Consider the following 24,805-nt stretch of genomic DNA (forward strand, 5'->3'; position numbering starts at 1 on the left):
CGCGGTCAGGGGCCCTCCGCCGGGCGGCGGGGGGCCGGCTCGCGGCCGGGCGGCTGGGTGACCGTCAGCCCCGGCTGGGGCGCCGGCGGGTTCGGCCGGGTGACGGGCTTGCCTTGCAGCTCCAGCCGCTCGCCGTGGTGGGTCAGCGTGATCGGCGGCCCCTCCAGCAGCCAGTACGTCGTCTCGCCGCTCGTCACGTTGATCCGCACCAGGCTGCCGCGATAGCACAGCCGGAAGCACAGCCGCGTGAGACTCTCCGGCAGCCGGGGGGACAGGCACAGCCGGCCGTTGCCGGCGCGCATCCCGCCGAAGCCCGCCACCAGGGCGATCCACGCCCCGGCCAGCGAGGCCATGTGGAGCCCGTCCATGGTGTTGTGCTCCAGGTCGGCCAGGTCCGTCAGCGCCGCCTCGCCGAGGTAGCGGTAGGCCAGCTCCAGCTGCCCCACCTCGGCGGCCATCACCGCCTGGGTGCAGGCCGACAGCGACGAGTCCCGCACCGTCAGCGCCTCGTAGTAGGCGAAGTTGCGGGCCTTCTGCCCGGCGGTGAACGCGTCGCCGCGCAGGTGCATCGCCAGCACCAGGTCGGCCTGCTTGACGACCTGCCTGCGGTAGAGGTCGAAGTACGGGAAGTGCAGCAGCAGCGGGTACCGCGACAGCCCCGTGGCGGCGAAGTTCCACATGCCGTGCTGGGTGAAGCCCTCGCTCTGCTGGTGCACCTGCAGCCGCTCGTCATAGGGGATCGACATCGCGTCCGCGCCGTCGCGCCACCTCGCGATCTCCTCGTCGGTGACCCCGAGCCGCCTGGCCCGCTCGGGGTGGCGGACGGAGAGCTCGGCCGCCTCGCGCAGGTTCTGCTGGGCCATCAGGTTGGTGTAGATGTTGTTGTCGGCCACCGCGCTGTACTCGTCGGGGCCGGTCACGCCGTCGATGCGGTAGCGGCCCTCGGCGTCGTGGTGGCCGAGCGCGCACCACAGCCGGGCCGTGCCGATCAGCAGTGGCAGGCCGGTGTCCCGCTCGAACTCGGTGTCGCCGGTGGCGTCGACGTACTGCGTGGCAGCGTGCGCGATGTCGGCGTTGACGTGGAAGGCCGCGGTGCCGGCCGGCCAGTAGCCGGAGCACTCCGCGCCGCTGATCGTCCGCCACGGGAACGCCGCTCCCGACAGCCCGAGCTGCCTGGCGTTCTCCCGCGCCCGCGCGATCGTCGACAGCCGCCACTCCAGCGCGTCGGCGGCGGCCCGCGGGTAGGTGTAGGTCAGCACGGGCAGCACGAAGATCTCTGTGTCCCAGAAGGCGTGCCCGTCGTAGCCCGACCCGGTCAGCCCCTTGGCGGGGATGGGCCGGTCCTCCAGCCGCGCGGCCGACTGCAGCAGGTGGAACAGCGCGAACCTCACCGCCTGCTGCACCTCGGCGTCGCCCTCGACCTCCACGTCCGCGCCCTCCCAGAACCGGTCGAGGAAGCGCCGCTGGTCGGAGCAGAGGCCGTCCCAGCCGACCAGCCGGGCGGCCGCGAGCGCGGCCACGACCTGGTCGTGCATGGCCGGGCGGGAGCGCTGGGCCGACCAGCCGTAGGAGAAGTACTTGACCAGCCGCAGCCGCTCGCCGGGCGACAGGCGGGTGGCCACGGTCACCCGGCTGACGTCGCCCGCGCCCCGCGTCTCGATCCGGGTGCCGTCCGGCCCGTCGATCTCGTGCGACATGGCGGCGGCCACCCGCAGCTCGCTCGCCCTGGTGTGGTGCACCATGATCGCCATGCCGTCCTCGACCGTGACGTTCTCCTCCAGGACCAGCGGCGACTCCAGCCGGGCCGACTCGCGCGGGTCACCGCTCATGTACTGCTGGGTCTCGTTGGCGACGAGCTCCGACTGCACGACCACGTTCCGCGGCTGGTCGACCGCCTCGACCTCGTAGCGGATCGCCGCCACCGCGCGGTGCGTGAACGACACCAGCCGCGTGGAGGTGATCCGCACCTGGCCGCCGGTCGGGGAGCTCCAGTGCGCCCGCCGGGTCAGCGTGCCCGCCCGCAGGTCCAGCACCCGCTCGTGCTGGTGCAGCGTGCCGTAGCGCACGTCGAACGGCTCGTCGTCGACCAGCAGCCGGATCACCTTGCCGTTGGTGACGTTCACCACCGTCTCCCCGGACTCCGGGTAGCCGTAGCCGGCCTCCGCGTACGGCAGCGGCCTGGCCTCGTAGAACCCGTCGAGGTAGGTGCCCGGCTCGCCGTACGGCTCGCCCTCCTCCAGGTTGCCGCGCAGCCCGAGATGGCCGTTGGACAGCGCGAACACCGACTCCGTCTGTGCCAGCACGTCCAGGTCCAGCCGCGACTCGCGGATCGACCACGGTGCGAGCGCGAACGCAGTATGCCGGATCATCGTGCCACCTTCCTGTCGCTCACCTGATGGGGGTCACCGCTCCAGCAGTTCGGCGAGGTCGCTCACCACGATGTCGGCGCCGTGCTCGCGCAGCGCGTCCGCCTGGCCCGTCCGGTCCACGCCGACCACGCACGCGAACCGGCCCGCCCGCCCGGCGGCCACTCCCGCCAGGGCATCCTCGAACACCGCCGCCTCCGACGGCTCCAGGCCGAGCGCCTGCGCGCCCGCCAGGTACATGTCCGGGGCCGGCTTGCCCGCCAGGTGCAGCCGCCGGGCGTCCACGCCGTCCACGTGCGCCTCGAAATAGTCGCCGAGCCCGGCGGCGGCCAGCACCCGAGCGGTGTTGGCGCTGGACGACACGACCGCCCTGCGCAGCCCGGCGTCGCGGACCGCCCGCAGGTAGCGGATCGAGCCGGGGAAGGTCTCCACGCCGTCCCTGTCGATGATCTCCTGGACGAGGGCGTTCTTCCGGTCGCTCAGCGCCCGGACGGTCAGCGCGTCGTCCGGGTCGTCCGGCGAGCCCTCGGGCAGGGTGATGCCGCGCGCCTGCAGGAAGCTGCGCGTGCCGTCCATCCGCTGCTTGCCGTCCACGTACTGGTCGTAGTCGGCGACCGCGTCGAAGGGCACGAACGGGGTGCCCGTGCGGTCGGCCCAGGTGCGCAGGAACTCGTCGAACATCGACTTCCACGCGGCGGCGTGCACCGTCGCGGTGCGGGTCAGCACGCCGTCCATGTCGAAGAGGCATCCGCGGACTCCGCGGGGCAGTCCGAACATCGGCCCTCCGATCAGGGATGCGGCATCCGGTACGCACCTGCGCCTACCCACCGCACCCCGCTTCTCACCAGCGGCCCTGATCGAGGCGGCCCCATCGGCGGACGGGCGATGCCGCACGCCTGCTCACCCCCGGACCGGCTGCCGTCCGCCCAGATCAGGAGGGAATTTCCGGGGGGAGTTCGTTCAGGTACGTGTCCAGTTCGGCGGCGCCGGTGAGCATGGCGCGGCCGCGCGCCGACAGCCGGGCGTGCCAGTCGCTCAGCGTCGACTCCAGCGGCGCCAGCCCGCCCGCGGCGCGCACCTGGGCGAGCAGCGGCGCGATCTGCTCCAGCAGGTAGCCGCCGCGCCGGAGCTGGTGGGCCAGCCGGGCGTCGCGCACGTCGGCGGCGGTGTAGACACGGTAGCCGGTTTGAGGGTCGCGCCGCGGCTGGACGATCCCCGCGTGCTCCCACTTGCGCAGGGTCGCGGGCCGCACGCCGAGCCTCCTGGCGAGCGGGCCGATGAAGGTGACGCGGCCGGGCCCGGGGCGCTCGGCGGGCTTGTCGCCGGAGGTCAGGTCGCGCAGCGCCTGCTCGACGGCCAGCAGCGTGCGGCGGTCGTCCAGCAGCTGGGCGTGGCTCTCGTCGATCAGCCGCAGGGCCTCCTCCACGGCGCCCTCGCCGGCCGCCCGCATGATCGAGGTGGCCGTCCGGTGCCCGTGCCCCCGCACCAGGGCGAGGAAGGCGCGCAGGGCCTGCGCGTGGACCGGGGTGTAGGCGCGGTAGCCGCTGGGCGTGCGCGCGGCCGGCGGCAGGATGCCCGCCTCTTCATAGTTGCGGATCGCCTGGGCCGACAGGCCGTGCTCGCGGGCCAGGTCCACCGGCCGCAGTCGCTCTCGGGGCATCGGCAAAGTTTACACGAAGGGTTCAACGATACGGTCGAAGGTATGCGATCTGCGACCCCCGCCGACGCCGCCTGGCCCCTGGAGGGCGCGGCGGTCACCACGTTGCTGCGTACGTTCGATACACCGCCCCGCCTGCTCGGTCTCGGCGAGGCCATGCACGGCGCCGAAGCCCTGCTGCGGCGGCGCAACGCGATCTTCCGCCACCTGGTCGAGCACGAGGGCTTCCGGTCGGTCGCGATCGAGAGCGACTGCCTGGCCGGGACGGCCGTCGACGCGTACGTCACCGAGGGGACGGGCACGCTCGACGGCGTCATGCGGCGCGGCTTCAGCCACGGGTTCGGCGAGTCGGCGGCCAACCGCGAGCTCGTGCGGTGGATGAGGGAGCACAACCGGGAGCGCCCGGCGTCCGAGCGGGTCCGGTTCTTCGGGTTCGACGGGCCGCTGGAGGTCGCCGGGCCCGCCGCGCCCAGGCAGGCCCTGGCAGGCCTGCACGGCTACCTCGCCGCCCACCTCCACGATGCCCCCGGCCTCGGTGGCGCGGCGCACGTCGGCGACCCCGACCACGAGCGCGTCCCGCCCTTCGACGCGCTCGACGACCTGCTCGGCCCCGACGAGCGCTGGACCGACCCGGCGGCGACCCTGGACCCCGCCCGGTCCATCGGCCGCTCGGCCGAGGCCGTCTCCCTGCGCCTCATCGCCGACGACCTCATGGCCACGCTCCTGGCCCAGTCACCGCACCTGATCGCCGCCACCTCGCGCGAGGCCTGGTGGCGCGCCTCCCTGTACGGGCGCACCGCCACGGGCCTGCTGCGCTACCACGCCGGCATGGCCGACACCTCGCCGTCCCGGGTCGAGCGGCTCATGTCACTGCGCGACGCGATGATGGCCGACAACCTCCTGTCCATCGCCGACGCGTACGGCCCGGCGCTGGTCTGCGCCCACAACCGGCACCTGCAGCGGGACAAGAGCACCTGGCTGGCCCCGTGGCGGCCGGGCGGCTTGGCGCTGGAGTGGTGGAGCGCAGGCGCCATCGCCGGCGCCCACCTGGGCGGCGCGTACGCCTTCATCGCCTCCGCCGTCGGCGCCGCCCCCCACCACGGGCTGGACGTCCCGCGGCCCGACACCGTGGAAGGCGTCCTGTACGCGCTGCCCGGCGGCGACCACCTCATCGACTCCGGACGCCTGACCGAGGCCGTCGGCGATGCCGCGCTCAAGCCGCGCACCGCCGCCACCGAGAGCTACTTCCCCCTGGACCCCGGCCGGCTGGGCCAGACGGACGGGATCGCCTTCGTCAAGGACCTTCCCGCCGGCTGACCGCCTCACTGCTGGCCGGGCCGCCGGGCGGGGGTGGGGGCCGGGCCGGCGGTGCCGTCGGCGAAGCGGGACGGGCGGAAGGGGGCCAGCAACGGCGACTCCTCGCCGTAGACCTCTCCCGCCACCTCGCCCATCAGCAGCGGCGCCAGCGTCACCCCGCTGTGCGTGGCCAACGTGTACACGCGCCGCCCCGGGTCGGCGAACCCCGCCACCGTGAGCCCGTCGCCGGGCATCGCCCGCTGCCCCACCACCGCCCGCTCCACCGCGGCCCCGTCCGTGCCGCGCAGCACGTCCGGCAGCAGCGCCAGCATCGCGTCCAGCACGTCGGGCGGCACCGGGACGGCGGGGTCGGCCCGGCCGTCCAGCGGCAGCGACTGCAGCAGCAGCCGCCCGCCCCCGTCCGGCCGCAGGTTGAGCCCCGCCGTGGTCAGCACGCGCGACAGGCGGGCCGGCACCGCGCAGGTGGTGACCAGGAAGCCGTTGGTGACCGTGCCCGACACCGCCGGGTCGAGCATCGGGACCTGCGCCCCGGCCATCGCCGCCACCCGCTGCGTCCAGCGCCCGGCGCAGGTCACCACCACGTCCCCGGCGAAGGTACGCCCGTCGGCCAGCGTCACCTTCACGCCGGACGGCGACGTCTCGACCCCCGCCACCTCGGCGCCGCACTCCACCACGGCCCCCGCGTCGCGCGCCTCGCCCAGCAGCCGCCCGAGCAGCCGCAGCGGCTGCACGTACGCCTCCACGGGGAAGAACACGAACTCGGCGCCCGCCGGCGGCGGCACCAGGTCGGGCTCCAGCGCCAGCGCCCGCCGGGCGGTCACCCGCTCCACCGGGTAACCCATGCCGACCAGCCGCTCCACCCGGGCCGCCAGCTGCTCCTTGTGCCCGTCGGTCACCGCGTACTCGAGATTGCCCGTGGGGAAGAACCAGTCGCCCGGCAGCTGGTGATGCGCCCAGACGGCGGCGTGATTGAGGTCGAAGTACGCCTGGGGCGTCTTGTTGTTGGCGTTGACCCACGCCACGGACGTGGACGTCGTACCGGCTCCCGGGGTACGCGCCTCCAGCACGGTGACCTGCGCGCCACGCCGGGTGAGCCCGGCCGCGACCGCGGATCCGACCACCCCCGCACCGATGACGACGACTCGCACGCTGGCTCCCTTCACTTGTGGTCCTGATCGGCGCCGAACAACCTGGCCACGCCGACGAAACGTTCGATGACGACGGCCGCGACCACGGCGAACAGCACCATCAGGGTGCCGATGGCGGTGACCGTGGGGTCGTAGTCGTACTGCATGTAGTTGAAGATCCGCACGGGCAGCGTCTGCAGATCCGTGGTGACCACGAACAGCGCCACCGTGAGGTCGTCGAAAGAGGTGATGAACGCGAAGAACGCGCTCCCGATCAGCGCCCCGCGCACGGCGGGCAGCGTCACGTGCCAGAAGACGAGGAACGGCGAGGCGCCCAGCCCGGCCGCCGCCTTCTCCGCCGACCGGTCCAGCCCGGCCAGGCCGGCCAGCACGAGCCGCACCGCGTACGGGACGGTCAGCACCAGGTGCGCCAGCAGCAGCGTGAACGGGCTGGAGGCCAGCCCCATCTGCGCGAACCACTGCAACAGCCCGATGCCCAGCACGATCGTCGGCACCGCGAACGCGCTGGACAGCACCGCCTCCAGCGCGCCGCGCCCGGGGAAGCGGTAGCGGTGGATGGCCAGCCCGCAGGCCAGCCCCACCACCGCCGACACGCCCGCCGCGGCCACCGCCACCCCGGCGCTGAGCACGAACGACGACAGGAACTCCGGCTTGGCGAACACCTCCGCGTACCAGCGCAGCGTGATCCCCTGCGGCGGGAACGTCACGTACGCGGTGGCCGTCAGCGAGGAGGCGACGGTGACCGCGACCGGCGCGACGAGGAACAGCCCGACGAGGCAGGCGAACGCGCCCCCGAGCACCCTGGTCATCCGAACACCACCTCCCCCCGGCCGCGGCGCAGCAGCCGCGAGTAGCCGAGCAGCAGCCCCGTCGTCACCACCACCAGCACGAACCCGATGGCGGCCGCGTACGGCCAGTCCAGCGTGGTGGTGGCCTGGGTGTAGACGAAGTACGGCATGAGCTTCACCTTCGGCCCTCCCAGGATCGCCGGGGTGACGAAGCTGGACGCGGTCAAACTGAACACGATCATCGCGCCGGCCAGCATGCCGGGCGCCGACAGTGGCAGCGTGATGCGCCAGAAGCAGGTCCAGCCGGGCGCGCCCAGCCCCTTGGCGGCGGGCACGAGCGTCGGGTCGATCCGGTCGAGGCTGCCCATCAGCGGCAGCACCATGTACGCCAGCATCACGTGGACCATGCCGATCAGCACGGCCGTGTCGTTGTAGAGCAGCTGCGGCGGCGTCAGGCCGAGCCACGTGAGCACGGCCGCGATCGGCCCGTTCGGGCCGAGCACCACCAGCCAGCCGTACGCGCGGATGACCATGCTGATGAGCAGCGGCGACAGCAGCAGCAACGCCAGCCAGTTGCGCGCGCGGGCGGAGCGGCCGCGCATGTACAGGGCGAACGGGTAGCCGACGAGCAGGCAGCCGATCGTGGTCAGCGCGGCCACCTTCAGGGTGTTCCACAGCACGTCCCGGTAGAACGGGTCGCCGAGGAACCGCGCGTAGTTGCTGAACGTGAACGCGCCGGCCTGCGTCCTGAAGCTGTTGGCCACCAGCGTGAACAGCGGCGCCACGAACAGCAGCGCGAAGATCGCGATCGCGGGCAGGGCCAGCAGCAGGCCCGTCCGCCAGCGGGGCCGCTTCAGCGTGCCGCCAGCGAGGCGTCCGACGGCCGCCATGCGCAGGTCACCTCCTCGCCGACCTCGGGGACCCGCGCGTCGAACGGCAGCGCCACCGTCACCTTGCCCGCCTTCGTGGCGACCACGCAGCGGATGCGCGACCCCAGAAAACGGGTCTCCCGTACGGTGCCCCGCAGCCCCTCGCCGTCGGCGGCGAGCCGCACGACCTCGGGCCGCACGTACACGCGCACGGCCGCGCCCGTGGCCGGGGGCTCGCCCGGCGGCATGGCGGCCACGGTGGCGCCGGCCACCTCGCAGGCGTGCCCCTCGCGCGCGGGCCCGGCCGCGGTGCCGTCCAGGGCGTTGACCTCGCCGATGAACTGGGCCACGAAGTCCGTCGCGGGCCGCAGGTAGATCTCGCGCGGCCGGTCGAGCTGGTGGATGACGCCGTCGGCCATGACCGCGATGCGGTCGGAGACCGCCAGCGCCTCCTCCTGGTCGTGGGTGACGAGGATCGTGGTGGTGCCGATGCGGCGCTGCAGCGCGACGACCTCCTCGCGCAGGCGCACCCGCAGCTGGGCGTCGAGGTTGGAGAACGGCTCGTCCAGCAGCAGCAGGTCGGGCTGGATGACCAGGGCCCTGGCCAGCGCGGCGCGCTGCTGCTGGCCCCCGGACAGCTGCCGGGGATGGCGGCCGGCCATGCCGTCCAGGCCCACCATCTCCAGCACCTCGGCGACCTGCTTCCTGCGCCGCGCGGCGGGCACCTTGCGCATGCGCAGCCCGAACGCCACGTTGTCGGCGATCGTCATGTGCGGGAACAGCGCGTACGACTGGAAGACCATGCCCATGGAGCGGCGGTGCGGCGGGACGGCGGTGATGTCCCTGCCGTCCACCTCGATCACGCCGCCGTCGGCGCTCAGGTGGCCGGCGATCATGTTGAGGGTGGTGGTCTTGCCGCAGCCCGAGGGGCCGAGCAGGGTCAGGAACTCGCCCGGCTCGGTCTCCAGGTCCACCGCGGAGACCACCTCCCTGCCGCCCAGCGCCTTGCGCACGCCGTCCAGGCGCAGCCGCCCGCGCCGCACGGCCGTCTCCGGCGGAGCCTCGGCGACGCTCATGACCGCTCGACCTCCTTCGTCCACCGGTCGGTCCACGCCGCCCGCGCGCCGTTGACCGCGTTCCAGTCGAGCGGCGTCATCCCGGCCGCCTGCTCGGGGCCGACCACCCGGGCGGCCAGCGCGGCGTCGAGCGTGGCGTCGGAGACGGTCGGCCCGTCGTAGCCCTCGGCGGCCAGCTTCTCCTGGATGCCCGGCTGGAGCAGGGCGTTGACGAACTTCTGGGCCAGGTCGGCGTGCGGCGCGCCGTTGACCACGTTGGCGGTGGCCACCAGCGGGATCGCGCCCTCTTCCGGGTAGACGAACGTGATGGGGAAGTCCTTGTCCGCCAGCGTCTCGACGCGCGAGCCGCCCCAGACGGAGGCGACCGCCTGGCCCTGCAGGAAGTAGTTGGACACGTCGGCGGTGGTGTCGAAGGTGAACGCGTTGGCCGCCACCTTCTCGATCCCCTCGAAGCCGGGGCCGATGTCGGACTCCGAGCCGCCGCCCGCGCGCGCGGCCAGCATCAGGGCGCCCACGCCGTAGGTGTTGCTGATCGACGGCAGCACGACCTTGCCCTTGAGCTTCGGGTCGGCCAGGTCGGCCAGCCGCTCGGGCGGCTTCAGCCCGTTGTCGGCGTACCAGTCGCTGTTGTAGGCGAGCCCGGTCGCGGTCAGCGCGAACCCGACGCCGACGTCTCCGGGGAGCCTGGCGACCTTCGCCACCTTGTCCAGCCGGGTGACGGTCCCGGGATCCAATTCGGCCAGCAGCCCCGCCTGGACGGCCTGCGCCTGCGGGCCGTCGTCGATGAGCGCGACGTCGATCTGCGGCGCGTCCTTCTGCGCCTTGAGCTTGGCGACGGTGTCGGTGGAGCTGCCGGCGACGTAGGTGACCTCGCAGCCGCACGACTTCTCGAAGCCGGGCAGCACCGCCTGCTCGAAGGCCTCCTGGTACGAGCCGCCGTAGCCGGCCACGACGAGCTTGCCGGCGGAGGCGGCCGGGCCTGGCGGGGCGCAGGCCGTGAGCCCGGCCAGGGCCAGCGCCGCGGCGAGCAGCCTGGTCATGAGGTTTCTATCTCCTTGGTCCAGCGCTCCGTCCACGCGGAACGGTTCTTGTTGATCACGGTCCAGTCGAGGGTCCGCAGCCCCGCCGCGCGGTCCTGGCCGACGACCTTCGCGGCCAGCCCGGGGTCGAGCGTGACGCCCTTGACGGCCGGGCCGTTGTAGGCCGCCTTGGCCAGCTCCTGCTGCGCCGACGGTTCGAGCAGCAGGTTGACGAACTTCTGCGCCAGGTCGGCGTGCGGCGCGCCCTTCACCACGTTCACGGTGGCGATCAGCGGCAGCGCCCCCTCCTCGGGGTAGACGAACTTGATGGGGAAGCCCTTGCCGGCCAGCGTCTGCACCCGCGAGTTGCCCCACACCGAGGCCACGGCCTGGCCCTGCAGGAAGTAGTTGGACACGTCGGCGGTGGTGTCGAAGGTGACGGCGTTGGCCGCGACCTTCTTGATCCCCTCGAAGCCGGGGTCGATGTCGGACTCCGAGCCGCCGCCGACCTTGGCCGCGATGAGCAGCGCGCCCAGCCCGTACGTCTGCGTGATCGACGGCATGACGAGCTTGCCCTTGAGCTTCGGGTCGGCCAGGTCGGCCAGCCGCTCGGGCGGCTTGAGCCCGTGCTCGGCGTAGTACTCGGTGTTGTAGGCCAGGCCGGTGGCGTTCAGCGAGAAGCCGACGCCCACGTCGCCGGGCAGGCGGGCGATGTCGATGACGTCGGGCAGGTTGGTGACGGTCCTGGGGTCCAGCTTGTCGAGCAGGCCGGCCTCGACCGCCTGGTTCTGCACGCCGTCGTCGATCAGGGCGACGTCGATCTGGGGCGCGGACTGCTGGGCCTTGAGCTTGGCGACGGTGTCGGTGGAGCTGCCGGCGATGTAGGTGACCTGGCAGGAGCAGGTCTTCTCGAAGTCGGGAATGACGGACTTGTTGAACGCCTCCTCGTACGAGCCGCCGTACCCGGCGATGACCAGGGAGTTCTTGGCGGCGGTCGGCGCGACGGGCGCGCCGCAGGAGGCGAGGGCGAGGGCCCCGGCGAGGAGCCCGGCGGTGAGGGATCTGGGTGTCATGGCGACCTCCGAAGGGATGGGGGACTCCTTGGGGGTACGAGGCGGGGGGCCGGTGAGGGCCGGGCGTTCTCGGTCGTCGGAGGGTCAGTGGTCGGAGGAGCCGCTTAAATCGGTCTCCACGTAGAAGCGCTCGGACCTGACGGGCACGATCTCCTCCAGGAGCTCGGCGATCTCGCCGCGCCGGGTCCACGTCTCGCGCGTCCAGCGGAAGACGGGCGCGCCGGCCGGCAGGCCGAACAGCTCCGCCTCGTCCTCGCCCAGCGCGTGCGGCTCGACGTACATCCTGGCCCGCACCAGCTCCACCCCCCGGTCACGCAGGTAGGCGTGGGTGGTGAGCGGCTCCAGCGGCTGGTCGAGCAGGTCGGGGGCCAGCCGGAAGGGCAGGACGTGCAGCTCGGTGTTCATCACGTGACCGTCCGCGCCCATCTTGTGGCGCTCCATCTGGACGACGGCCTCCTCGCCGGGGAGGCCGGGCAGCCGAAGCCGCGCCGCCCGCGCAGGCAGCACCTGCGCGGAGATCACCCGATGGTCGCCGTGCGTCTCCGGCCCCTGGATGAGCAGGCCGGTGAAGCGGAGGAGGTTGTGCTGCCCGACCGCCTGGGCGACGAAGCTGCCGCGCTTGCGGAAGCGGACGATGAGCCCGGCGTCGGCCAGGTCGCGCAGGGCCCGCTGCACGGTGATGCGCGAGACCTCGAACTCCTTGCAGAGCTCCACCTCGGTGGGGATCCGGGTGCCCGGGCTCCACTGGCCGCTGCGGATACGTGCCTCCAGCGCCCTGCGGATCTGCACATGGAGCAGTAGGTCACGTTCTGACATGTCAAAATACTCCTTGCAGTCTTTAGTCATGTCAATAGAGGATTAGACATAACTTATTGGTCTTGGTGCGGTGAGATCCGCGCCGGGATCTAGGCTGGCATCATGGACATCGCCTCGGCGGGCAAGCTGTGGGACGCCGAGCCCGGCTGGCTCAACACCGCCTCCTACGGCCTGCCCCCGCGCCGGGCCTTCGAGGAGCTGCAGGCCGTGCTGGCCGAGTGGCGGCACGGCAGCGGCGACTGGAAGCCCTGGGACGCCTCCGTCGGCCGGGCCCGCGCCGCCTTCGCCCGCCTGGTCGGCGCGCCCGCCGCCGACGTGACCGTCGGCTCCACCGTCTCGCAGATCATGGGCACCGTGGCCACGGCGCTGCCGCCGGGGGCGCGCGTGGTGGTGCCCGAGGTCGAGTTCACCAGCAACCTGTTCCCGTGGGCGGTGGCCGCCGAGGTGGTGACGGTCCCCGCCGAGCGGCTGGCCGACGCCGTCGACGGCGCCACCGCCGCCGTGGCCTTCAGCCTCGTCCAGTCCGCCACCGGTGACGTCGCCCCGCTCCGGGACATCGTCGAGGCGGCCAAGGCCCATGACGCGCTCGTCATCGCCGACGGCTCCCAGGCCTGCGGCTGGCTCCCCGTCGGAGTCGAGGGCCTCGACGTGCTCGCCTGCGCCGCGTACAAGTGGCTGATGGCGCCGCGCGGGGCCGCGTTCGGCTACCTGTCGCCCCGGCTGCGCGAGCGGATGCGCCCGCTGTCCGCCGGCTGGTACGCCGGGGCCGACGAGGGCGGCTCGTTCTACGGGCCGCCACTGCGGCTGGCGCCGGACGCGCGGGCGTTCGACCTGTCGCCGGCGTGGTTCTCCTACGTCGGCGCCGCCCCGGCCATCGAGCTGCTGAACGACCTCGGCGTCGAGCGGATCCGTGAGCACGACGTCGCCCTGGCCAACCGGTTCAGGGCCGGGCTCGGCCTGGAGCCGTCCGACAGCGCCATCGTCTCCGTGGACGCGCCGGGCGAGCGGCTGGCGGCGGCCGGGATCCGCGCCGCCGTACGGGCGGGGCGGGTGCGCGCGAGCTTCCACGTCTACACCACCGCCGGCGACGTGGATCGCGCGCTCGACGCCCTCTCCTGAGCGCCGGCGGTTCGCGGCCCCTACCAGCGGGTTTGCCGTCTTATGGCGCTGGATTTTCTTTTGGCTGCCGAAGGGAGGGAATTGAGGACTGGGGGCCTCTCGAAGGGGGGCGGTGACGGAGATGGGTTTGTGGCATGGGTATTCCATCAGGTCCCGTTTGACGTTGGTCGCCACCGCGACCATGGTGGTGATCTGTGTCCTCGGTGTCATGATGGCCCTGGCCGGGCTGCGCCAGCAGCGAGCGGAGTACCAGCGCGAGGCCATGATCGCTGAAGCGGTGCGCGTCAGCGACAACGTCCGGCTCAACGGCCCGCCGCACGTCCTGTCCGGCGGGGTCAGCGAGGCCGCCCAGCTGTTCGACGCGGACGGGCGGCTCATCGCGTCCAGCCCGGACCTCAAAGGGCTGCACGAGCCGATGATGAGCGACGCCGACAACGGGGGGATCAGCTACACCACGCAGGAGCGGTGCAACCTGCCCGCCTTCCCCGGCACGTGCGTGATCGTGCTGAAGTTCCCCATCCACCTGCGCGACGGCACCTGGGAGCTGTACTCCGCCACCAAGGCCCCCGTCTGGTACGGCCACCCGGCGCAGCTGCTGGCCCTCATCCTCGGCGGCCTCCTGCTCGTGGCCATCACCGCCGCCGGCACGCACCTCATCGTGAGCAGGACACTCGCCCCCGTGGCCGCCATCAGCGGCAAGCTCGCCAAGATCACCGAGAGCGACCTGACCCACCGGGTGCCGATGCCCAAGTACAGCGACGAGCTGCACGAGCTCGCCCAGGTCACCAACCGCACGCTGGACCGCGCCCAGTCCGCGGTCGAGCAGCAGCTCAGGTTCGCCTCCGACGCCTCCCACGACCTGCGCAGCCCGCTCACCGCGATGCGCACGCAGATCGAGCAGGCGCTGATGTACCCGGAGGAGACCGACTGGCCGAAGACCGCCGACATGCTGCTCGGCAGCGTCGAGCGGCTGCAGCACCTGGTCGCCGACCTGCTGCAGATGTCGCGGCTGGACGCCGGGTACGCCCGCCCGCCCGAGGTCGTCGACCTGACCGGCCTGGTGCGCTGCGAGCTCGACCGGCGGCCCCGCGGCGTCGAGGTGGTCCGCCGCCTCACCGACGGCGTCACGGTCATGGGGGACCGCATCGGCCTGTCGCGGCTGCTGACCAACCTGCTCGACAACGCCGAACGCCACGCCGAGTCCGCCGTCACCGTCACCGTCGCCCGCCGGCCGGGTGACCAGGCGGAGCAGGCCGTCCTGGAGGTGGCCGACGACGGTGAGGGGATTCCCCGCCACCTGCGGGAGGAGGTCTTCCGGCGGTTCGTACGGCTGAAGGCCTCCCGGTTGAGGGACTCGGGCGGCACCGGGCTGGGGCTGCCGATCGCCCGGCAGATCGCCGAGGCCCACGGCGGCACGCTCACCATCGAGGACAGCCCGCGGGGCGCCTGTTTCGTGCTCCGGCTCCCCCTGCACGACTCCGAGCGCTCCTTGCCCTAGCGAGGCCGAATGCCTCTCGGTTACGGCCACTACTCTGTGGTACGGTATAGCGGTACTCGGTGTCACGGAGTACCCGGCCGAGCCAGGGGGACGGGGATGGACGACCTGACGGAGATGCTGAAGGGCACACTCGAGGGCTGCGTGCTCCAGATCATCGGCCGCGAGGAGACCTACGGGTACGCCATCACGCGCCGGCTGAACGACCTCGGCTTCGTCGGCGTCATCGAAGGAACGGTGTACACCATCCTGCTGCGCCTGGAGAGGAACGGACTCGTCCAGGTCACGAAACGACCGTCCGGGCTGGGCCCGCCGCGCAAGTTCTATGCGCTCAACGACGCGGGGCGCGAAGAGCTCGCGACGTTCTGGGCGAAATGGGAGTACGTCTCATCGCGGATCGACAAGCTCAAGGAGGGCGGGGAATGAACTTCTGGGAGACCATCACGGGCAGCGACCTCACCAGGGAATGGGAGACGTTCGAAGCCCGGGCCGCAGCTTTGCCGGCCGACTACCGGGCGGCGTGGGAGAAGATCAAGTTCCATCTCTTCCCTTACGGGAACTTCAGCGGCCGCAACCTGATGCCGATCCTCGACGGTGCTCTGGGGCTGCTCGAAGAGACGGCCTCCGATGGGCAGAGCATTCACGAGGTGCTGGGTGACGACGTCGAGGGCTTCTGCGCAGCGCTGGCCGGCGGCGAAGGGGCCCGGAGCTTTCGCGACCGGTGGCGCAAGCAGCTGAACAGGAACGTCGCAAGGAAACTGGGCCGGCTGGGAGGGTGACGTGGGAATCCAGGCAATCATCGAGGGCAAGAAGCAGTGGCGGGCGCACATGGCCCGGGTCAAGGCGCTCCCGCGCGACTACGAGATCGTCTACAAGGAGATTCAGAGATACTTCTTCAAGGTCGGGCCGGTCGGGCTGGCCGACGGGTCCCTGCTCACGGGCATCCTCGATTTCTTCGAGGAGGGCGTGGCGGCCGGCAAGGGAGTCCTGGAGCTCATCGGCGACGACGTCGCGGCCTTCTGCGACGACCTGGTGAAGGACACTCGCACCTACGCGGACCTCTATCAGGAGTCCATGGTGCATCCGCCACGGGCCTAGTCGATCGGCATGCAGATCACATGGACCTCGACAGTGATCGTCTTGTCTTTGCTGTTGAGGAAGAAGAGGTTCCAGGCATCGGCCACGGCGTCTGGCTTGTCGCTCGTGCGGCCTGGAGCGTTCTCCTCGACGATCAGGGGCTTCTCCAGGTTGTGGTCGCCGTAGTAGGCGTACCCGCCACTGATGGCCCGCCGCCCCTTCGGGCAGACCACGTTCGTGTCGAGGTAGCCATGGGGGACCTTTCTGCTCTCCGTCACGACGGTGACCCTCTGCGCGGCGCCGGTGCGCGAGAGGTGCTCAGCCGCCGAGACCCCGCTCCAGGCGAGCGCCCCGCCCACGATCACGCCCATCGTGACAAGCCCGGTCGTCCTGCCGGACCGCGAAAGCCTGCCCATATCCGCCCCTTTCATCTCGTTCGCGGTCAAGGTAGGCGAACGCACTTGACGATCACTTGCAACCGCGACAGAGATGGCGGCTCGTGCTCGTGGCGACAACACGCAGCTCCGCGAGACGGCTCCGAGCGATCAGGGACGCGCTTTCCCACCTGGTGGACTTCATCGAGCGGACGATCGGCGCCGTGCCGGACGCCCCCGGAAATCGAGGGAAATTTCGGGGCGTCGGCCGATGAGTTCCGCCGCTCCCGCCGGTCTACCCATCGAACGATGACAAAGGGAGCGACATCATGACCGAGCCGACGACCCACACCCTTGAGGTCCCCGGAGCCGTCCTGCACTACGACGTACGCCAGGCCGAGGCGAGCGGCGCCCCGACGCTGCTGATGATCGGGTCGCCGATGGACGCCAGCGGGTTCACCGCTCTGGCCCGGTACTTCGAGGACCGCACCGTGGTGACCTACGACCCGCGCGGGATCAGCCGGAGCAAGCGCACCGACGGCGCGGTGGAGTCGACCCCGGACCTGCACGCCGACGACCTGCACCGGCTGATCGGCGCGCTGGGCGGTGGCCCGGTGGACGTCTTCGCCAGCAGCGGGGGCGCGGTCAACGCGCTGGCGCTGGTGGCGCGGCACCCGGAGCAGGTGCGCACGCTGGTGGCGCACGAGCCGCCGGCCGCCCAGGTGCTGCCCGACAGGGACGCCATGCTGGCCGTGATAGCGGACATGCGCCGCACGTACGAGCGGGAGGGTTTCGGGGCGGGGATGGCCAAGTTCATCGCGGTCACCAGCCTGCGCGGCGAGATCTCCGCCGACTTCGCCGACCGCCCCGGCCCCGGCCCGGCCGCGTTCGGCCTGCCGGCGGAGGACGACGGTTCCCGCGACGATCCGCTGCTGGCGCAGAACCTCATCAGCTGCACCCACTACGAGCACGACTTCGAGGCGCTGCGCGCGGCCTCCACCCGCGTCGTGATCGGCGTGGGGGCCGAGTCGGAGGGGGAGATGGCGCACCGCGCGGGTGAGGCGGTCGCCGACCGCCTCGGCGTCAAGCCGGTGACCTTCCCCAGCCATCATGGCGGCTTCCTGGACGACACGTTCGGGATGGCGGGCGACCCGGAGGGGTTCGCGGCCACGCTGCGCCAGGCGCTGAGCGAGTAGGGGGCGGCCACGCTGCGCCGGGCGCTGAACGCCGGGCGCCGGGCGCTGAGCGATTAGAGGGCGTCCGCGACGGCGCGCGAGGCCGTCGGTTAGGCGTGCGAGGCCGTCGTCAAAGCAGCCGTCTTTGGACGACGTCGGCGACGACGGCGTTGACGACCTTGCTGACCTCCGCGGCCTCCGGCGCGCCTCCCTCCCGGCCGGCGAACAGCAGGTGCCCGGCCCCGACCAGGGAGAGCGCCAGCGCGTCCTCGTCGGCGTCCGCCGCGATGCGGCCGAGCTCGCACTCCCTGTGCAGGTAGGCGGCGATCATGGCCGCGGCGTCCGTCAGGACCGGGATGCCGTGAGCCGGCCTGGCCTGGCGCAGCCGGGCACGCAACTCGTCGCGGGAGATGACGAGGCCGACGATCGCCACGGCGATCGGGTCGAACAGGTCGAGCAGCGCCCAGGTCAGGTTGCCGGCGACATCGCCGGTCCCCGCGGAGGCGTGAAGGGCCGCGCTCTGGCCCTCCAGCCGGGCGACGCGGTCGCGGACGAGCTCGGCCAGGAAGGCGTCGAAGTCCTCGAAGTGGCGGTGCAGGACGCCCTTGGCGACGCCCGCCTCCGCCGTGACCGCCCGGCTGGTGAGGCCGCCGGCCCCCTCGCGGAGCAGGACGCGCTCGGCGGCGTCGAACAGCTGCTGCCGCGCGTCACGGAGAGCCACTCCAGTGGGCATCGCCCGTTCCTCCTTCTCAACGGGCCTTCGCCCGCCTTTCGCTCACCGCGAACCGCCGGCCGGTTGTCGAGTGGGCGGCTGCCCACTATGGTTGGGCGCATGCCCACTATAGCTCAGGAACAGCCGGAGCCCCCGCGCAACGAACCCCATAAGGCCAGGCAGATGGCGGAGTCGTTCGGTGTCGACGCCGAACGCTACGACCGGGCCCGGCCCGAATATCCCGACACCCTGGTGCGGCAGATCATCGCCGACAGCCCCGGCCGCGACATACTCGACGTCGGCTGCGGCACCGGCATCGAAGCCCGCCAGTTCCTGGCCGCCGGGTGCACCGTGCTGGGCGTCGAGCCGGACGCCCGGATGGCCGAGTTCGCCCGCCGCACCGGGGTCGAGGTCGAGGTGGCGACGTTCGAGGAGTGGGACGCCGCCGGCCGTACCTTCGACGCGGTCGTCGCCGGCCAGTCCTGGCACTGGGTGGACCCTGTCGCGGGCCCGGCCAAGGCGGCGCGGGTGCTGCGTCCGGGCGGCCTGCTGGCGGTGTTCGCGCACGCGTACGACATGCCGCCCTCCGTCGCGGAGGCGTACGCCGCCGCCCTGCGGAAGGTGGTGCCCGACTCGCCGCTCAGCGCCGGACCGCCGAAGCCGGCCCAGGAGCTGTACCAGACCATGTTCGCCACGTTCGCCGACGGCATCAGGAAGACCTCCGGGTTCGGCGAGCCGGAGGAGCGGCGCTACGACTGGGAGCGGCACTACAGCCGCGACGAATGGCTCGACCTGCTGCCCACCACCGGCGTGCTCACCCGGCTCCCGGCCGACAAGCTGGCCGAGGTGCTGGAGGAGGTCGGGGCCGCCATCGACGCGATCGGCGGCGGCTTCACCATGACCTACACGACGATGGCGATCACCGCGTCAGCGGACGGCTGAGCCCCCCGGCCCACGCCGGGACGGCCGGCGCCCGGACCACCCTCCCGGCGCGCTCAGCCGAACAGCGACAGGTCGATGGAGTCGGCCAGGGCCTGGTACCCCGCATCGTTGCCGTGCAGATGGTCGCCGCAGTGGAAGTCGTCCCTGATCCGGCTGGGACGGGCCGGGTCACGCCAGACGGCGTCGAAGTCCAGCACGGCGTCGAAGGCGCCGCCGGTGCGGATCCACGCGTTGAGCGCCTGGCGCGCGCTCTCACCCTCCGGCGTGTAGATCTCCGCGCCCTCGTACGGGGCGATCGTGGTGGCGTGGACCGGCACCCCGCAGTCGCGCGCCCGGGCGACCAGCTGGCGGTGGCCCGCGATGACGTCGTCCGTCGTCATCGGCGCGCCGGGGAACATCTTCAGGAAATCGGCCAGGGGACCGTCGTCGCGCGGGGCGAAGGAGACGCCGATGTCGTTGGCTCCCACCGAGAGCACCACGTGGCCGAGGCCGGGCGTCGCCAGCACGTCACGGTCGAAGCGGGCCAGGGCGGAGACGCCGATGCCGTCGTTGAGCAGCCGGTTGCCGCTGATGCCCTGGTTGGAGACGTACCGGGCGGCCGCGCCCCGCCCGGCGAGACGCTCTGCCAGCAGCTCCGGCCAGCTGCGGTTGGCGTCCGGGGTCGAGCCGGCGCCGTCGGTACGGGAGTCGCCCACCACGACGATCGCCCTGGCCGGGCCGTCGGGGAGCAGCTCGACGGCGGAGATCAGGGCGCGCACCGGCAGGACCTCGGCGGTCTCCGGAAGGGCGGGGGCGGCGACGGCGTCGCCCGGGATCGTCCAGCCGGTCTCCAGGGCGGGGTCGTGGCAGGTGCAGGTCTCCACGCGCCCCGGCAGGTAGAGGCTGATGGACAGCTTGGCGAGGGCGGGCAGCGACAGGTCCACCGGATCGCTGAGAATCGGCGCGCCCGCCGGGACTGTGACGCCCGGCGCGCCGGAGAAGGTCAGCACCCGCTCGGTGCCCGGCCGGACCCCGCCGCCGGGCACCGCCAGGCCCACCCGCGCCGCGCCGATGGTGAAGGGTGCGCTCCCGAACTCGTTGGTGAAGCGGACGCGCACCCGGCGCCCGCCGCCGCTGACGCGTACGACCTGGCGCAGGGTCACCCCGTCGAGGGGCGGGTACCCGTCGAGCGACCCGAGCCCTCCCTGAGCCGTCTGGGGAGAGGCGCCCCAGCTCCGGACCCAGCCACCGTTGTCCGTCCCGGTCATCTGTTGCCTCCATGGTTCGTGTCTCGTGGATACGGATGTGAAGACACTGGCGCGGGCCGCTGACACGGGACGAACACGGCGCTGACATGGTGCTGACAGTGCCGCCCTGCCTTTGGGGTCGTGCGAGCGAGCGCGCCAAGATAGGGGAATGGACGGGGTTGCACGGCTTCGCATCACGCTGCTCGGGGCGTTCCAGGTGTCGCGCGGTGACGCCGTCCTGCCCGTTCCGGGTGCGCGGCTGCAGAGCCTGCTCGTACGGCTGGCGCTCGCCGGCGGCCGCGCGGTCGAGCCGGACGCGCTCGTCGACGCGATCTGGGCCAAGGAGCCGCCGTCCGGCCCCGCTCCCGCCCTGCAGACTCTCGTCTCCCGACTGCGCCGCGCCCTTACCCCTCCCGGCGCGGCCCGTGGCGTGGTCGCGCAGGTCACGGGCGGCTACCGGCTGGTGGTGGACGCGGCCGACGTGGACGCGCTGCGCTTCGAGCAGCTGACCGCCGCCGGTCAGGAGAGGTTACGGGCAGGCGACCCGGAGGCCGCGGGCGCCGCGCTCGCCGAGGCCATGGCGTTGTGGGGCGATCATCCCGGCGCCGAACCCGCGATGATCGCCGCCGCCGCGCCCGCGGTCGCGACCCGGCTGGCACACCTGTCGATCGAGGCGGTCGCCGACCTCGCCGAGGCCGAGCTGTCGCTGGGCCGGGCCGAGGCGGCCGCTGCCCGGCTGACAGGGGTGCTCGCCGAACAGGCAGTCCACGAGCGGGCGGCCGCGCTGCTGATGGACGCGCTCGCCGCCCAGGGGCGTCAGGCCGAGGCACTGGCCGTCTACGAGGGGGTTCGCCAGACCGTGGCCGACGTGCTCGGCGCCGACCCGGGCACCGCCCTGCGGGAACGCCACCTGCGCCTGCTGCGCCCCGGCCACCCCGTCCTCGCGCCGCCCGACAGTTCCCCCATACCGCCGGCCAATCTGCCCGCGCCACTGACCGGCTTCATCGGCCGCGACGACGACCTCGCGCGCATCGGCGCCCTGCTCGCCACCGGACGCCTGGTCACCGTCCTCGGCCCCGGCGGCGCCGGGAAGACCCGGCTCGCGCTCGAGGCCGCCCGCCGCCACCGCCACGAGTACCGCGACGGCACCTGGCTCATCGACCTCGCCTCCGTCACCGAACCAGCGAAGGTCGCCACGGCCGTGCTCGCCGGGATCGGGCTGCGGGGCGGTGCGATGCTCGACGCCCGCAGGCGACGAGCCGAGGGCGACGAGCTGGACGTCCTCGTCGGCGAGTTCGGCGGCCGGGAGAGCCTGCTGCTGGTCGACAACTGCGAGCACCTGATCGACGCCGTCGCCCACCTGGTCGCGGCGCTGCTGCCCCGCTGCCCCGGGCTACGCGTGCTCGCCACCAGCCGCGAACCCCTCGCGGTCGACGGCGAGGCGCTCGTGCCGCTGGCCCCGCTCGCGCTGCCCGGCCTGGACGACAGCGTCGAACAGGCCCGGCGGGCGGCCTCGGTGCGCCTGTTCACCGAGCGGGCCGCCGCCGTACTCCCGGGCTTCGACGTCGACGACACGACGCTGCCAGAGGTCCGGCGGGTGGTTCGCAGTCTGGACGGCATGCCGCTGGCGCTCGAACTGGCCGCCGCCCGGCTGCGGACGCTGTCACTTCCCGACCTGGCCAACGGGCTGTCCGACCGGTTCCGGCTGCTCACCACCGGCAGCCGTACCGCGCCACCCCGGCACCGCACCCTGCGCGGGGTGATCGCCTGGAGCTGGGACCTGCTGAGCGAGCACGAACGTACCGTCGCCGAACGGATCTCCATCCTGCCCGGCGGCGTCACGCCCGCCTCAGCCACCGCCGTCTGCGCCGGCACCACCGTGCCCGCCGCCGACATCCCCGACCTGCTCGCCGTCCTCGTCGACCGGTCACTGCTGCAGCTCGCCCCCGGCACCGGCCGCTACCGGATGCTCGAAACCATCCGCGAGTACGGCGCCGACCGCCTGACCCGCACCGGAAACCTCGGCATGGCCCGTGACCTGGCCGCCGCCCACTTCACCGAGCTGATGGCCCGCCAAGACCCGCGGCTGCGCGGGCCCGGCCAGTCGACAGCCATGGACATCATCGGCAGCGAGTACGACAACGCGCTCGCCGCCCTGCGCCACCTGTGCGCCACCCACGACTCCACCGGCGCGATCACCCTCGCCCTGACCCTGACCTGGTACTGGCAGATGTCCGGCCGCCACACCGACGCCGCCTCCTGGCTGGGCGAGGTCCTGGCGATGCCCGGCGGCGGGCCGACGCCCGAGCGCGACTGCGCCCGAGCCGCCTACCTGCTCAACCGGGCGGACATCCTGTCGGGGATCACCGCGGGGCAAGCCGCCGACGACCGGGCGGAGATGCGCGAGCTCGCCGGCCGGCTGCTCGCGCATCCGGAACTGCCGAGCCACCACCGCGTGTTCGGCCCGATCCTGCTCTTCCTCCAGGGGGAGCAGGCCGCGCTCGCGCCCTTTGAGCGCCTGGCCGACGGCGACGACGTGTGGCTGTCCGGGCTGGCCCACATGTTCCAGGCCGAGATCGCCGAGAACGCCGGCGCGCTCGACCGGACGCGCGCCCACGTGGAGGCGGCCCTGACCCGCTTCCGGCAGGCCGGTGACCGTTGGGGCCGGGCCGCCACGCTGCCGCGGCGCGCCCGGCTGCGCAGGTACGACGATCTCGACGGCGCGCTGGCCGACCTGCGCGAAGCCCGGACGCTGGCCGGCGAGTTCGGCTCGCTCAGCCTCGGCGACCAGCTCTACGGCGACCTGCGCTGGATCGACCTGTGCCTCCGGCGCGGCGACATTGACCGGGCGATCGCGCTGATCGACGCCGCCCGGGAGCGGGCGCTGCACGTGTCCTCGCCGGAAATGCTGGTCCTGGTCGACGCCTGGGAGGCCGGCCTGCGGGTGCGGCTCGGCGACCTGGACAGAGCGGCCGGCCTGCTCGCCGACGCCGAGCGCGGTCTGCTCGCCGGCAGCGCCTTCCCCGCGGACCACGCCCGGACGCTGGTCGCCGGCGCGCGGGCCGCGCTCTGCCTGGCGCTGGACGACCTGCCCGGCGCCGACAAGGCGCTGCGGGAGGCGTACACGGCGGCCCTGGCGACCCGGGAACTGCCGATCCTGTCGCTGGTAACGGTGAACGTGGCCGCACTCGCCGACGCGCGCGGGCGGCACCACGAGTCGGCGGTGCTGCTCGGTACCGCCGCCCGGCTGCGGGGCGCGCACGACCACACCGACCCGCAGGTCCGCGAGCTCACCCGCCGCGGTCAGGCCGTGCTCGGCGGGGAAGGGTTCGCCGCGGCGTACGCGCGAGGCTGGGAGCTGGACGCGGAGACGGCCGCGACCGCGACCGACCCGGCCTCGGAGACGTACGGCACCCCTCGATCACCGAATCCGTCCACACCACTCTGACCGGCGGCGTCCACGGCCCTCAGCCCTGTTCCGCGAGGAGCGCTCGCCGCGGCTCGCCCGCCCCACCGCCTTCAGCGAGGGACGCCGCAGAGCCGCCTTCATGGCGCCCACGCCGGCTTCTCCGGCAGCGGGTTCTGCAACGGTGACAACGCGAGCGGCGCCTACGCCCAGGTCACGGTGAACGCGCCGGCGTCCGGCCCGGCCACGCTGGCGGTCCGCTTCGCCAACGGCACCGGCAGCGCCCGGCCGGCGAACCTGATCGTCAACGGATCCACGGTGGCGACGGTCTCGTTCGAGCCCACCGGCGCGTGGACGACCTGGTCCACCACGGCACTGAACGACTCGCTGAACACCGGCGGCAACACCATCCGGATAACCAGTGCAAACCCGCTTCGTCCGCTTGAGAGCGTGAACGCCGCTACGGCTCCAACGGTCCGTCCAGCCATCTGGCTCAACGCGGTTGCGGCCTCGGTGATGTCGTTGACGCCCGACCTCCAGCACAGTGCGGTTCCTCCGTGCTGCCGGAAGTCGGCGCAGTTGGTCGCCGAGTCATCGATGAGGAGCGCGTCGTGGAAGGTCATGCCGTGTCGCGTGAGCCACGGCCCGAAGAACCACCCGGCCGCGCCCTCGTCCTTGAGCGCCGCGATGTCGCTGGAACAGATCATGTCGTCGCAGGCGGAGGCCCACTGGGCCGGCGTTGCCGCAGGGCGGTGGACTGCCGGGCGCCGGGTGGTGCGTACGCGGCGGAAGGTGTCGGCGAAGCAGTCCATGTTGTCGGTGGCCACGACGATCGAGGCGATCGTCCCGGCCTCGCGGAAGCGAGGTCTTCTGGAAGGGACCGGCGGCGGAGCGTACCTCGCCACAGCCGTTCGTCGCAGACGCGAGATGAACGAGCTTGAGAACTCGTGCCTGGCCACAGCAGTGAACCTTCGCCGCCGCGCAGAACAGCTCCACAAGGAGGCCGCGCAGGTGCCGGCTCCGGCGTGGAGACCGTGAGCGTCGCCGTGCTGGTTCACCCGAAGGCCAGGCTGACTTTCGTCCTCCTCACCCGCCATCCCCGCAACGCCTGACCGCGCTTTCCCAGAGGTCGAGGTCGTCCACCACCTCG

22 protein-coding genes and 1 pseudogene are annotated in these 24,805 nt (G+C 72.7%); 10 read left to right on the plus strand and 13 right to left on the minus strand.

The features are described 5' to 3' along the window. Positions 1-5: 5 nt before the first annotated feature. The 3 genes from FH608_RS14145 to FH608_RS14155 all read right to left on the minus strand — a co-directional run bounded on the left by FH608_RS14145 (position 6) and on the right by FH608_RS14155 (position 4,026). Positions 6-2,369, minus strand: a complete 2,364-nt coding sequence (locus tag FH608_RS14145; protein WP_139630906.1) for a glycoside hydrolase family 65 protein — start codon at positions 2,367-2,369, stop codon at positions 6-8. A 33-nt stretch (positions 2,370-2,402) separates the two neighbouring features. After that, positions 2,403-3,143 carry an HAD family hydrolase gene (locus tag FH608_RS14150; protein ID WP_139630907.1) on the minus strand — a complete coding sequence of 247 codons (741 nt, stop codon included), beginning with the start codon at positions 3,141-3,143 and terminating at the stop codon, positions 2,403-2,405. A gap of 154 nt (positions 3,144-3,297) precedes the next feature. After that, positions 3,298-4,026, minus strand: a complete 729-nt coding sequence (locus FH608_RS14155) for a TioE family transcriptional regulator (protein ID WP_139630908.1) — start codon at positions 4,024-4,026, stop codon at positions 3,298-3,300. Between the two features lie 42 nt (positions 4,027-4,068). Between FH608_RS14155 and FH608_RS14160 the strand changes: the two genes are divergently transcribed. Then, a complete protein-coding gene (locus FH608_RS14160) occupies positions 4,069-5,340 on the plus strand; it encodes an erythromycin esterase family protein (protein WP_139630909.1) in 1,272 nt (423 codons plus the stop codon). Positions 5,341-5,345: 5 nt separating this feature from the next. Here the strand turns inward: FH608_RS14160 and FH608_RS14165 are convergent, their stop codons facing one another. From FH608_RS14165 to FH608_RS14195, 7 genes are all read right to left on the minus strand, one after another. Further along, positions 5,346-6,488, minus strand: a complete 1,143-nt coding sequence (locus FH608_RS14165) for an NAD(P)/FAD-dependent oxidoreductase (protein ID WP_139630910.1) — start codon at positions 6,486-6,488, stop codon at positions 5,346-5,348. 11 nt (positions 6,489-6,499) lie between these two features. Further along, the gene (locus tag FH608_RS14170) at positions 6,500-7,297 is read right to left on the minus strand and encodes an ABC transporter permease (protein ID WP_139630911.1); all 798 of its coding nucleotides are present in this window, start codon (positions 7,295-7,297) and stop codon (positions 6,500-6,502) included. Continuing rightward, on the minus strand, positions 7,294-8,166 hold the full coding sequence (locus FH608_RS14175; protein ID WP_139630912.1) for an ABC transporter permease: 873 nt from the start codon (positions 8,164-8,166) through the stop codon (positions 7,294-7,296). Before FH608_RS14175 ends, FH608_RS14170 begins: the two co-directional genes overlap by 4 nt. After that, positions 8,130-9,221 (minus strand): ABC transporter ATP-binding protein, encoded by a 1,092-nt coding sequence (locus FH608_RS14180; RefSeq protein WP_139630913.1) that lies wholly within the window; start codon positions 9,219-9,221, stop codon positions 8,130-8,132. Before FH608_RS14180 ends, FH608_RS14175 begins: the two co-directional genes overlap by 37 nt. Then, positions 9,218-10,261 (minus strand): ABC transporter substrate-binding protein, encoded by a 1,044-nt coding sequence (locus FH608_RS14185; protein WP_139630914.1) that lies wholly within the window; start codon positions 10,259-10,261, stop codon positions 9,218-9,220. The genes FH608_RS14180 and FH608_RS14185 overlap by 4 nt, the downstream gene beginning before the upstream one ends. Beyond that, positions 10,258-11,313: an ABC transporter substrate-binding protein gene (locus tag FH608_RS14190; protein ID WP_139630915.1), complete on the minus strand. Its 1,056-nt coding sequence runs from the start codon at positions 11,311-11,313 to the stop codon at positions 10,258-10,260. The genes FH608_RS14185 and FH608_RS14190 overlap by 4 nt, the downstream gene beginning before the upstream one ends. A gap of 84 nt (positions 11,314-11,397) precedes the next feature. Then, on the minus strand, positions 11,398-12,129 hold the full coding sequence (locus FH608_RS14195; RefSeq protein ID WP_193318392.1) for a GntR family transcriptional regulator: 732 nt from the start codon (positions 12,127-12,129) through the stop codon (positions 11,398-11,400). Between the two features lie 102 nt (positions 12,130-12,231). Between FH608_RS14195 and FH608_RS14200 the strand changes: the two genes are divergently transcribed. The 5 genes from FH608_RS14200 (at position 12,232) to FH608_RS14220 (ending at position 15,841) form a co-directional block, all read left to right on the plus strand. Beyond that, positions 12,232-13,248 carry an aminotransferase class V-fold PLP-dependent enzyme gene (locus FH608_RS14200; protein WP_139630917.1) on the plus strand — a complete coding sequence of 339 codons (1,017 nt, stop codon included), beginning with the start codon at positions 12,232-12,234 and terminating at the stop codon, positions 13,246-13,248. Between the two features lie 157 nt (positions 13,249-13,405). Next, a complete protein-coding gene (locus tag FH608_RS14205; protein WP_193318393.1) occupies positions 13,406-14,746 on the plus strand; it encodes a sensor histidine kinase in 1,341 nt (446 codons plus the stop codon). A gap of 96 nt (positions 14,747-14,842) precedes the next feature. After that, the gene (locus tag FH608_RS14210) at positions 14,843-15,169 is read left to right on the plus strand and encodes a PadR family transcriptional regulator (RefSeq protein ID WP_139630919.1); all 327 of its coding nucleotides are present in this window, start codon (positions 14,843-14,845) and stop codon (positions 15,167-15,169) included. Further along, the gene (locus FH608_RS14215) at positions 15,166-15,522 is read left to right on the plus strand and encodes a DUF1048 domain-containing protein (protein WP_139630920.1); all 357 of its coding nucleotides are present in this window, start codon (positions 15,166-15,168) and stop codon (positions 15,520-15,522) included. Before FH608_RS14210 ends, FH608_RS14215 begins: the two co-directional genes overlap by 4 nt. A gap of 1 nt (position 15,523) precedes the next feature. After that, complete coding sequence (locus FH608_RS14220; RefSeq protein WP_139630921.1) at positions 15,524-15,841, plus strand: DUF1048 domain-containing protein; 318 nt, start codon at positions 15,524-15,526, stop codon at positions 15,839-15,841. On the opposite strand, the gene FH608_RS14225 is transcribed toward FH608_RS14220, so the two are convergent. Further along, positions 15,838-16,266 (minus strand): hypothetical protein, encoded by a 429-nt coding sequence (locus tag FH608_RS14225; RefSeq protein WP_139630922.1) that lies wholly within the window; start codon positions 16,264-16,266, stop codon positions 15,838-15,840. The genes FH608_RS14220 and FH608_RS14225 overlap by 4 nt on opposite strands. Before the next feature lie 257 nt (positions 16,267-16,523). Here FH608_RS14225 and FH608_RS14230 point away from each other — a divergent pair, with 257 nt between their 5' ends. Further along, positions 16,524-17,390 (plus strand): alpha/beta fold hydrolase, encoded by an 867-nt coding sequence (locus tag FH608_RS14230; RefSeq protein WP_139630923.1) that lies wholly within the window; start codon positions 16,524-16,526, stop codon positions 17,388-17,390. A 109-nt stretch (positions 17,391-17,499) separates the two neighbouring features. On the opposite strand, the gene FH608_RS14240 is transcribed toward FH608_RS14230, so the two are convergent. Beyond that, entirely contained in the window at positions 17,500-18,102 is a 603-nt protein-coding gene (locus FH608_RS14240; RefSeq protein WP_139630924.1) for a TetR/AcrR family transcriptional regulator, read from the minus strand. Positions 18,103-18,201: 99 nt separating this feature from the next. Between FH608_RS14240 and FH608_RS14245 the strand changes: the two genes are divergently transcribed. Continuing rightward, on the plus strand, positions 18,202-19,023 hold the full coding sequence (locus tag FH608_RS14245; protein ID WP_139630925.1) for a class I SAM-dependent methyltransferase: 822 nt from the start codon (positions 18,202-18,204) through the stop codon (positions 19,021-19,023). 53 nt (positions 19,024-19,076) lie between these two features. Here FH608_RS14245 and FH608_RS14250 read toward each other — a convergent pair whose 3' ends face one another. Then, the gene (locus FH608_RS14250) at positions 19,077-20,270 is read right to left on the minus strand and encodes an SGNH/GDSL hydrolase family protein (protein WP_139630926.1); all 1,194 of its coding nucleotides are present in this window, start codon (positions 20,268-20,270) and stop codon (positions 19,077-19,079) included. 148 nt (positions 20,271-20,418) lie between these two features. Between FH608_RS14250 and FH608_RS14255 the strand changes: the two genes are divergently transcribed. Next, the gene (locus FH608_RS14255; RefSeq protein WP_139630927.1) at positions 20,419-23,697 is read left to right on the plus strand and encodes a BTAD domain-containing putative transcriptional regulator; all 3,279 of its coding nucleotides are present in this window, start codon (positions 20,419-20,421) and stop codon (positions 23,695-23,697) included. A gap of 165 nt (positions 23,698-23,862) precedes the next feature. Next, positions 23,863-24,693: pseudogene (locus tag FH608_RS14260) on the plus strand (hypothetical protein); the annotation flags it as partial. Positions 24,694-24,805: the final 112 nt, after the last annotated feature.

This window comes from Nonomuraea phyllanthi (genome assembly GCF_006334985.2).
In the GTDB taxonomy this organism is placed as follows: Bacteria; Actinomycetota; Actinomycetes; order Streptosporangiales; family Streptosporangiaceae; genus Nonomuraea; species Nonomuraea phyllanthi.

Coding starts and splice junctions, on each gene's coding strand:
- FH608_RS14145 (WP_139630906.1), bottom strand. CDS start 2,369: ATGATCCGGCATACTGCGTTCGCGCTCGCACCGTGGTCGATCCGCGAG.
- FH608_RS14150 (WP_139630907.1), bottom strand. CDS start 3,143: ATGTTCGGACTGCCCCGCGGAGTCCGCGGATGCCTCTTCGACATGGAC.
- FH608_RS14155 (WP_139630908.1), bottom strand. CDS start 4,026: ATGCCCCGAGAGCGACTGCGGCCGGTGGACCTGGCCCGCGAGCACGGC.
- FH608_RS14160 (WP_139630909.1), top strand. CDS start 4,069: ATGCGATCTGCGACCCCCGCCGACGCCGCCTGGCCCCTGGAGGGCGCG.
- FH608_RS14170 (WP_139630911.1), bottom strand. CDS start 7,297: ATGACCAGGGTGCTCGGGGGCGCGTTCGCCTGCCTCGTCGGGCTGTTC.
- FH608_RS14175 (WP_139630912.1), bottom strand. CDS start 8,166: ATGGCGGCCGTCGGACGCCTCGCTGGCGGCACGCTGAAGCGGCCCCGC.
- FH608_RS14180 (WP_139630913.1), bottom strand. CDS start 9,221: ATGAGCGTCGCCGAGGCTCCGCCGGAGACGGCCGTGCGGCGCGGGCGG.
- FH608_RS14185 (WP_139630914.1), bottom strand. CDS start 10,261: ATGACCAGGCTGCTCGCCGCGGCGCTGGCCCTGGCCGGGCTCACGGCC.
- FH608_RS14190 (WP_139630915.1), bottom strand. CDS start 11,313: ATGACACCCAGATCCCTCACCGCCGGGCTCCTCGCCGGGGCCCTCGCC.
- FH608_RS14195 (WP_193318392.1), bottom strand. CDS start 12,129: ATGTCAGAACGTGACCTACTGCTCCATGTGCAGATCCGCAGGGCGCTG.
- FH608_RS14200 (WP_139630917.1), top strand. CDS start 12,232: ATGGACATCGCCTCGGCGGGCAAGCTGTGGGACGCCGAGCCCGGCTGG.
- FH608_RS14210 (WP_139630919.1), top strand. CDS start 14,843: ATGGACGACCTGACGGAGATGCTGAAGGGCACACTCGAGGGCTGCGTG.
- FH608_RS14215 (WP_139630920.1), top strand. CDS start 15,166: ATGAACTTCTGGGAGACCATCACGGGCAGCGACCTCACCAGGGAATGG.
- FH608_RS14230 (WP_139630923.1), top strand. CDS start 16,524: ATGACCGAGCCGACGACCCACACCCTTGAGGTCCCCGGAGCCGTCCTG.
- FH608_RS14240 (WP_139630924.1), bottom strand. CDS start 18,102: ATGCCCACTGGAGTGGCTCTCCGTGACGCGCGGCAGCAGCTGTTCGAC.
- FH608_RS14245 (WP_139630925.1), top strand. CDS start 18,202: ATGCCCACTATAGCTCAGGAACAGCCGGAGCCCCCGCGCAACGAACCC.
- FH608_RS14250 (WP_139630926.1), bottom strand. CDS start 20,270: ATGACCGGGACGGACAACGGTGGCTGGGTCCGGAGCTGGGGCGCCTCT.
- FH608_RS14255 (WP_139630927.1), top strand. CDS start 20,419: ATGGACGGGGTTGCACGGCTTCGCATCACGCTGCTCGGGGCGTTCCAG.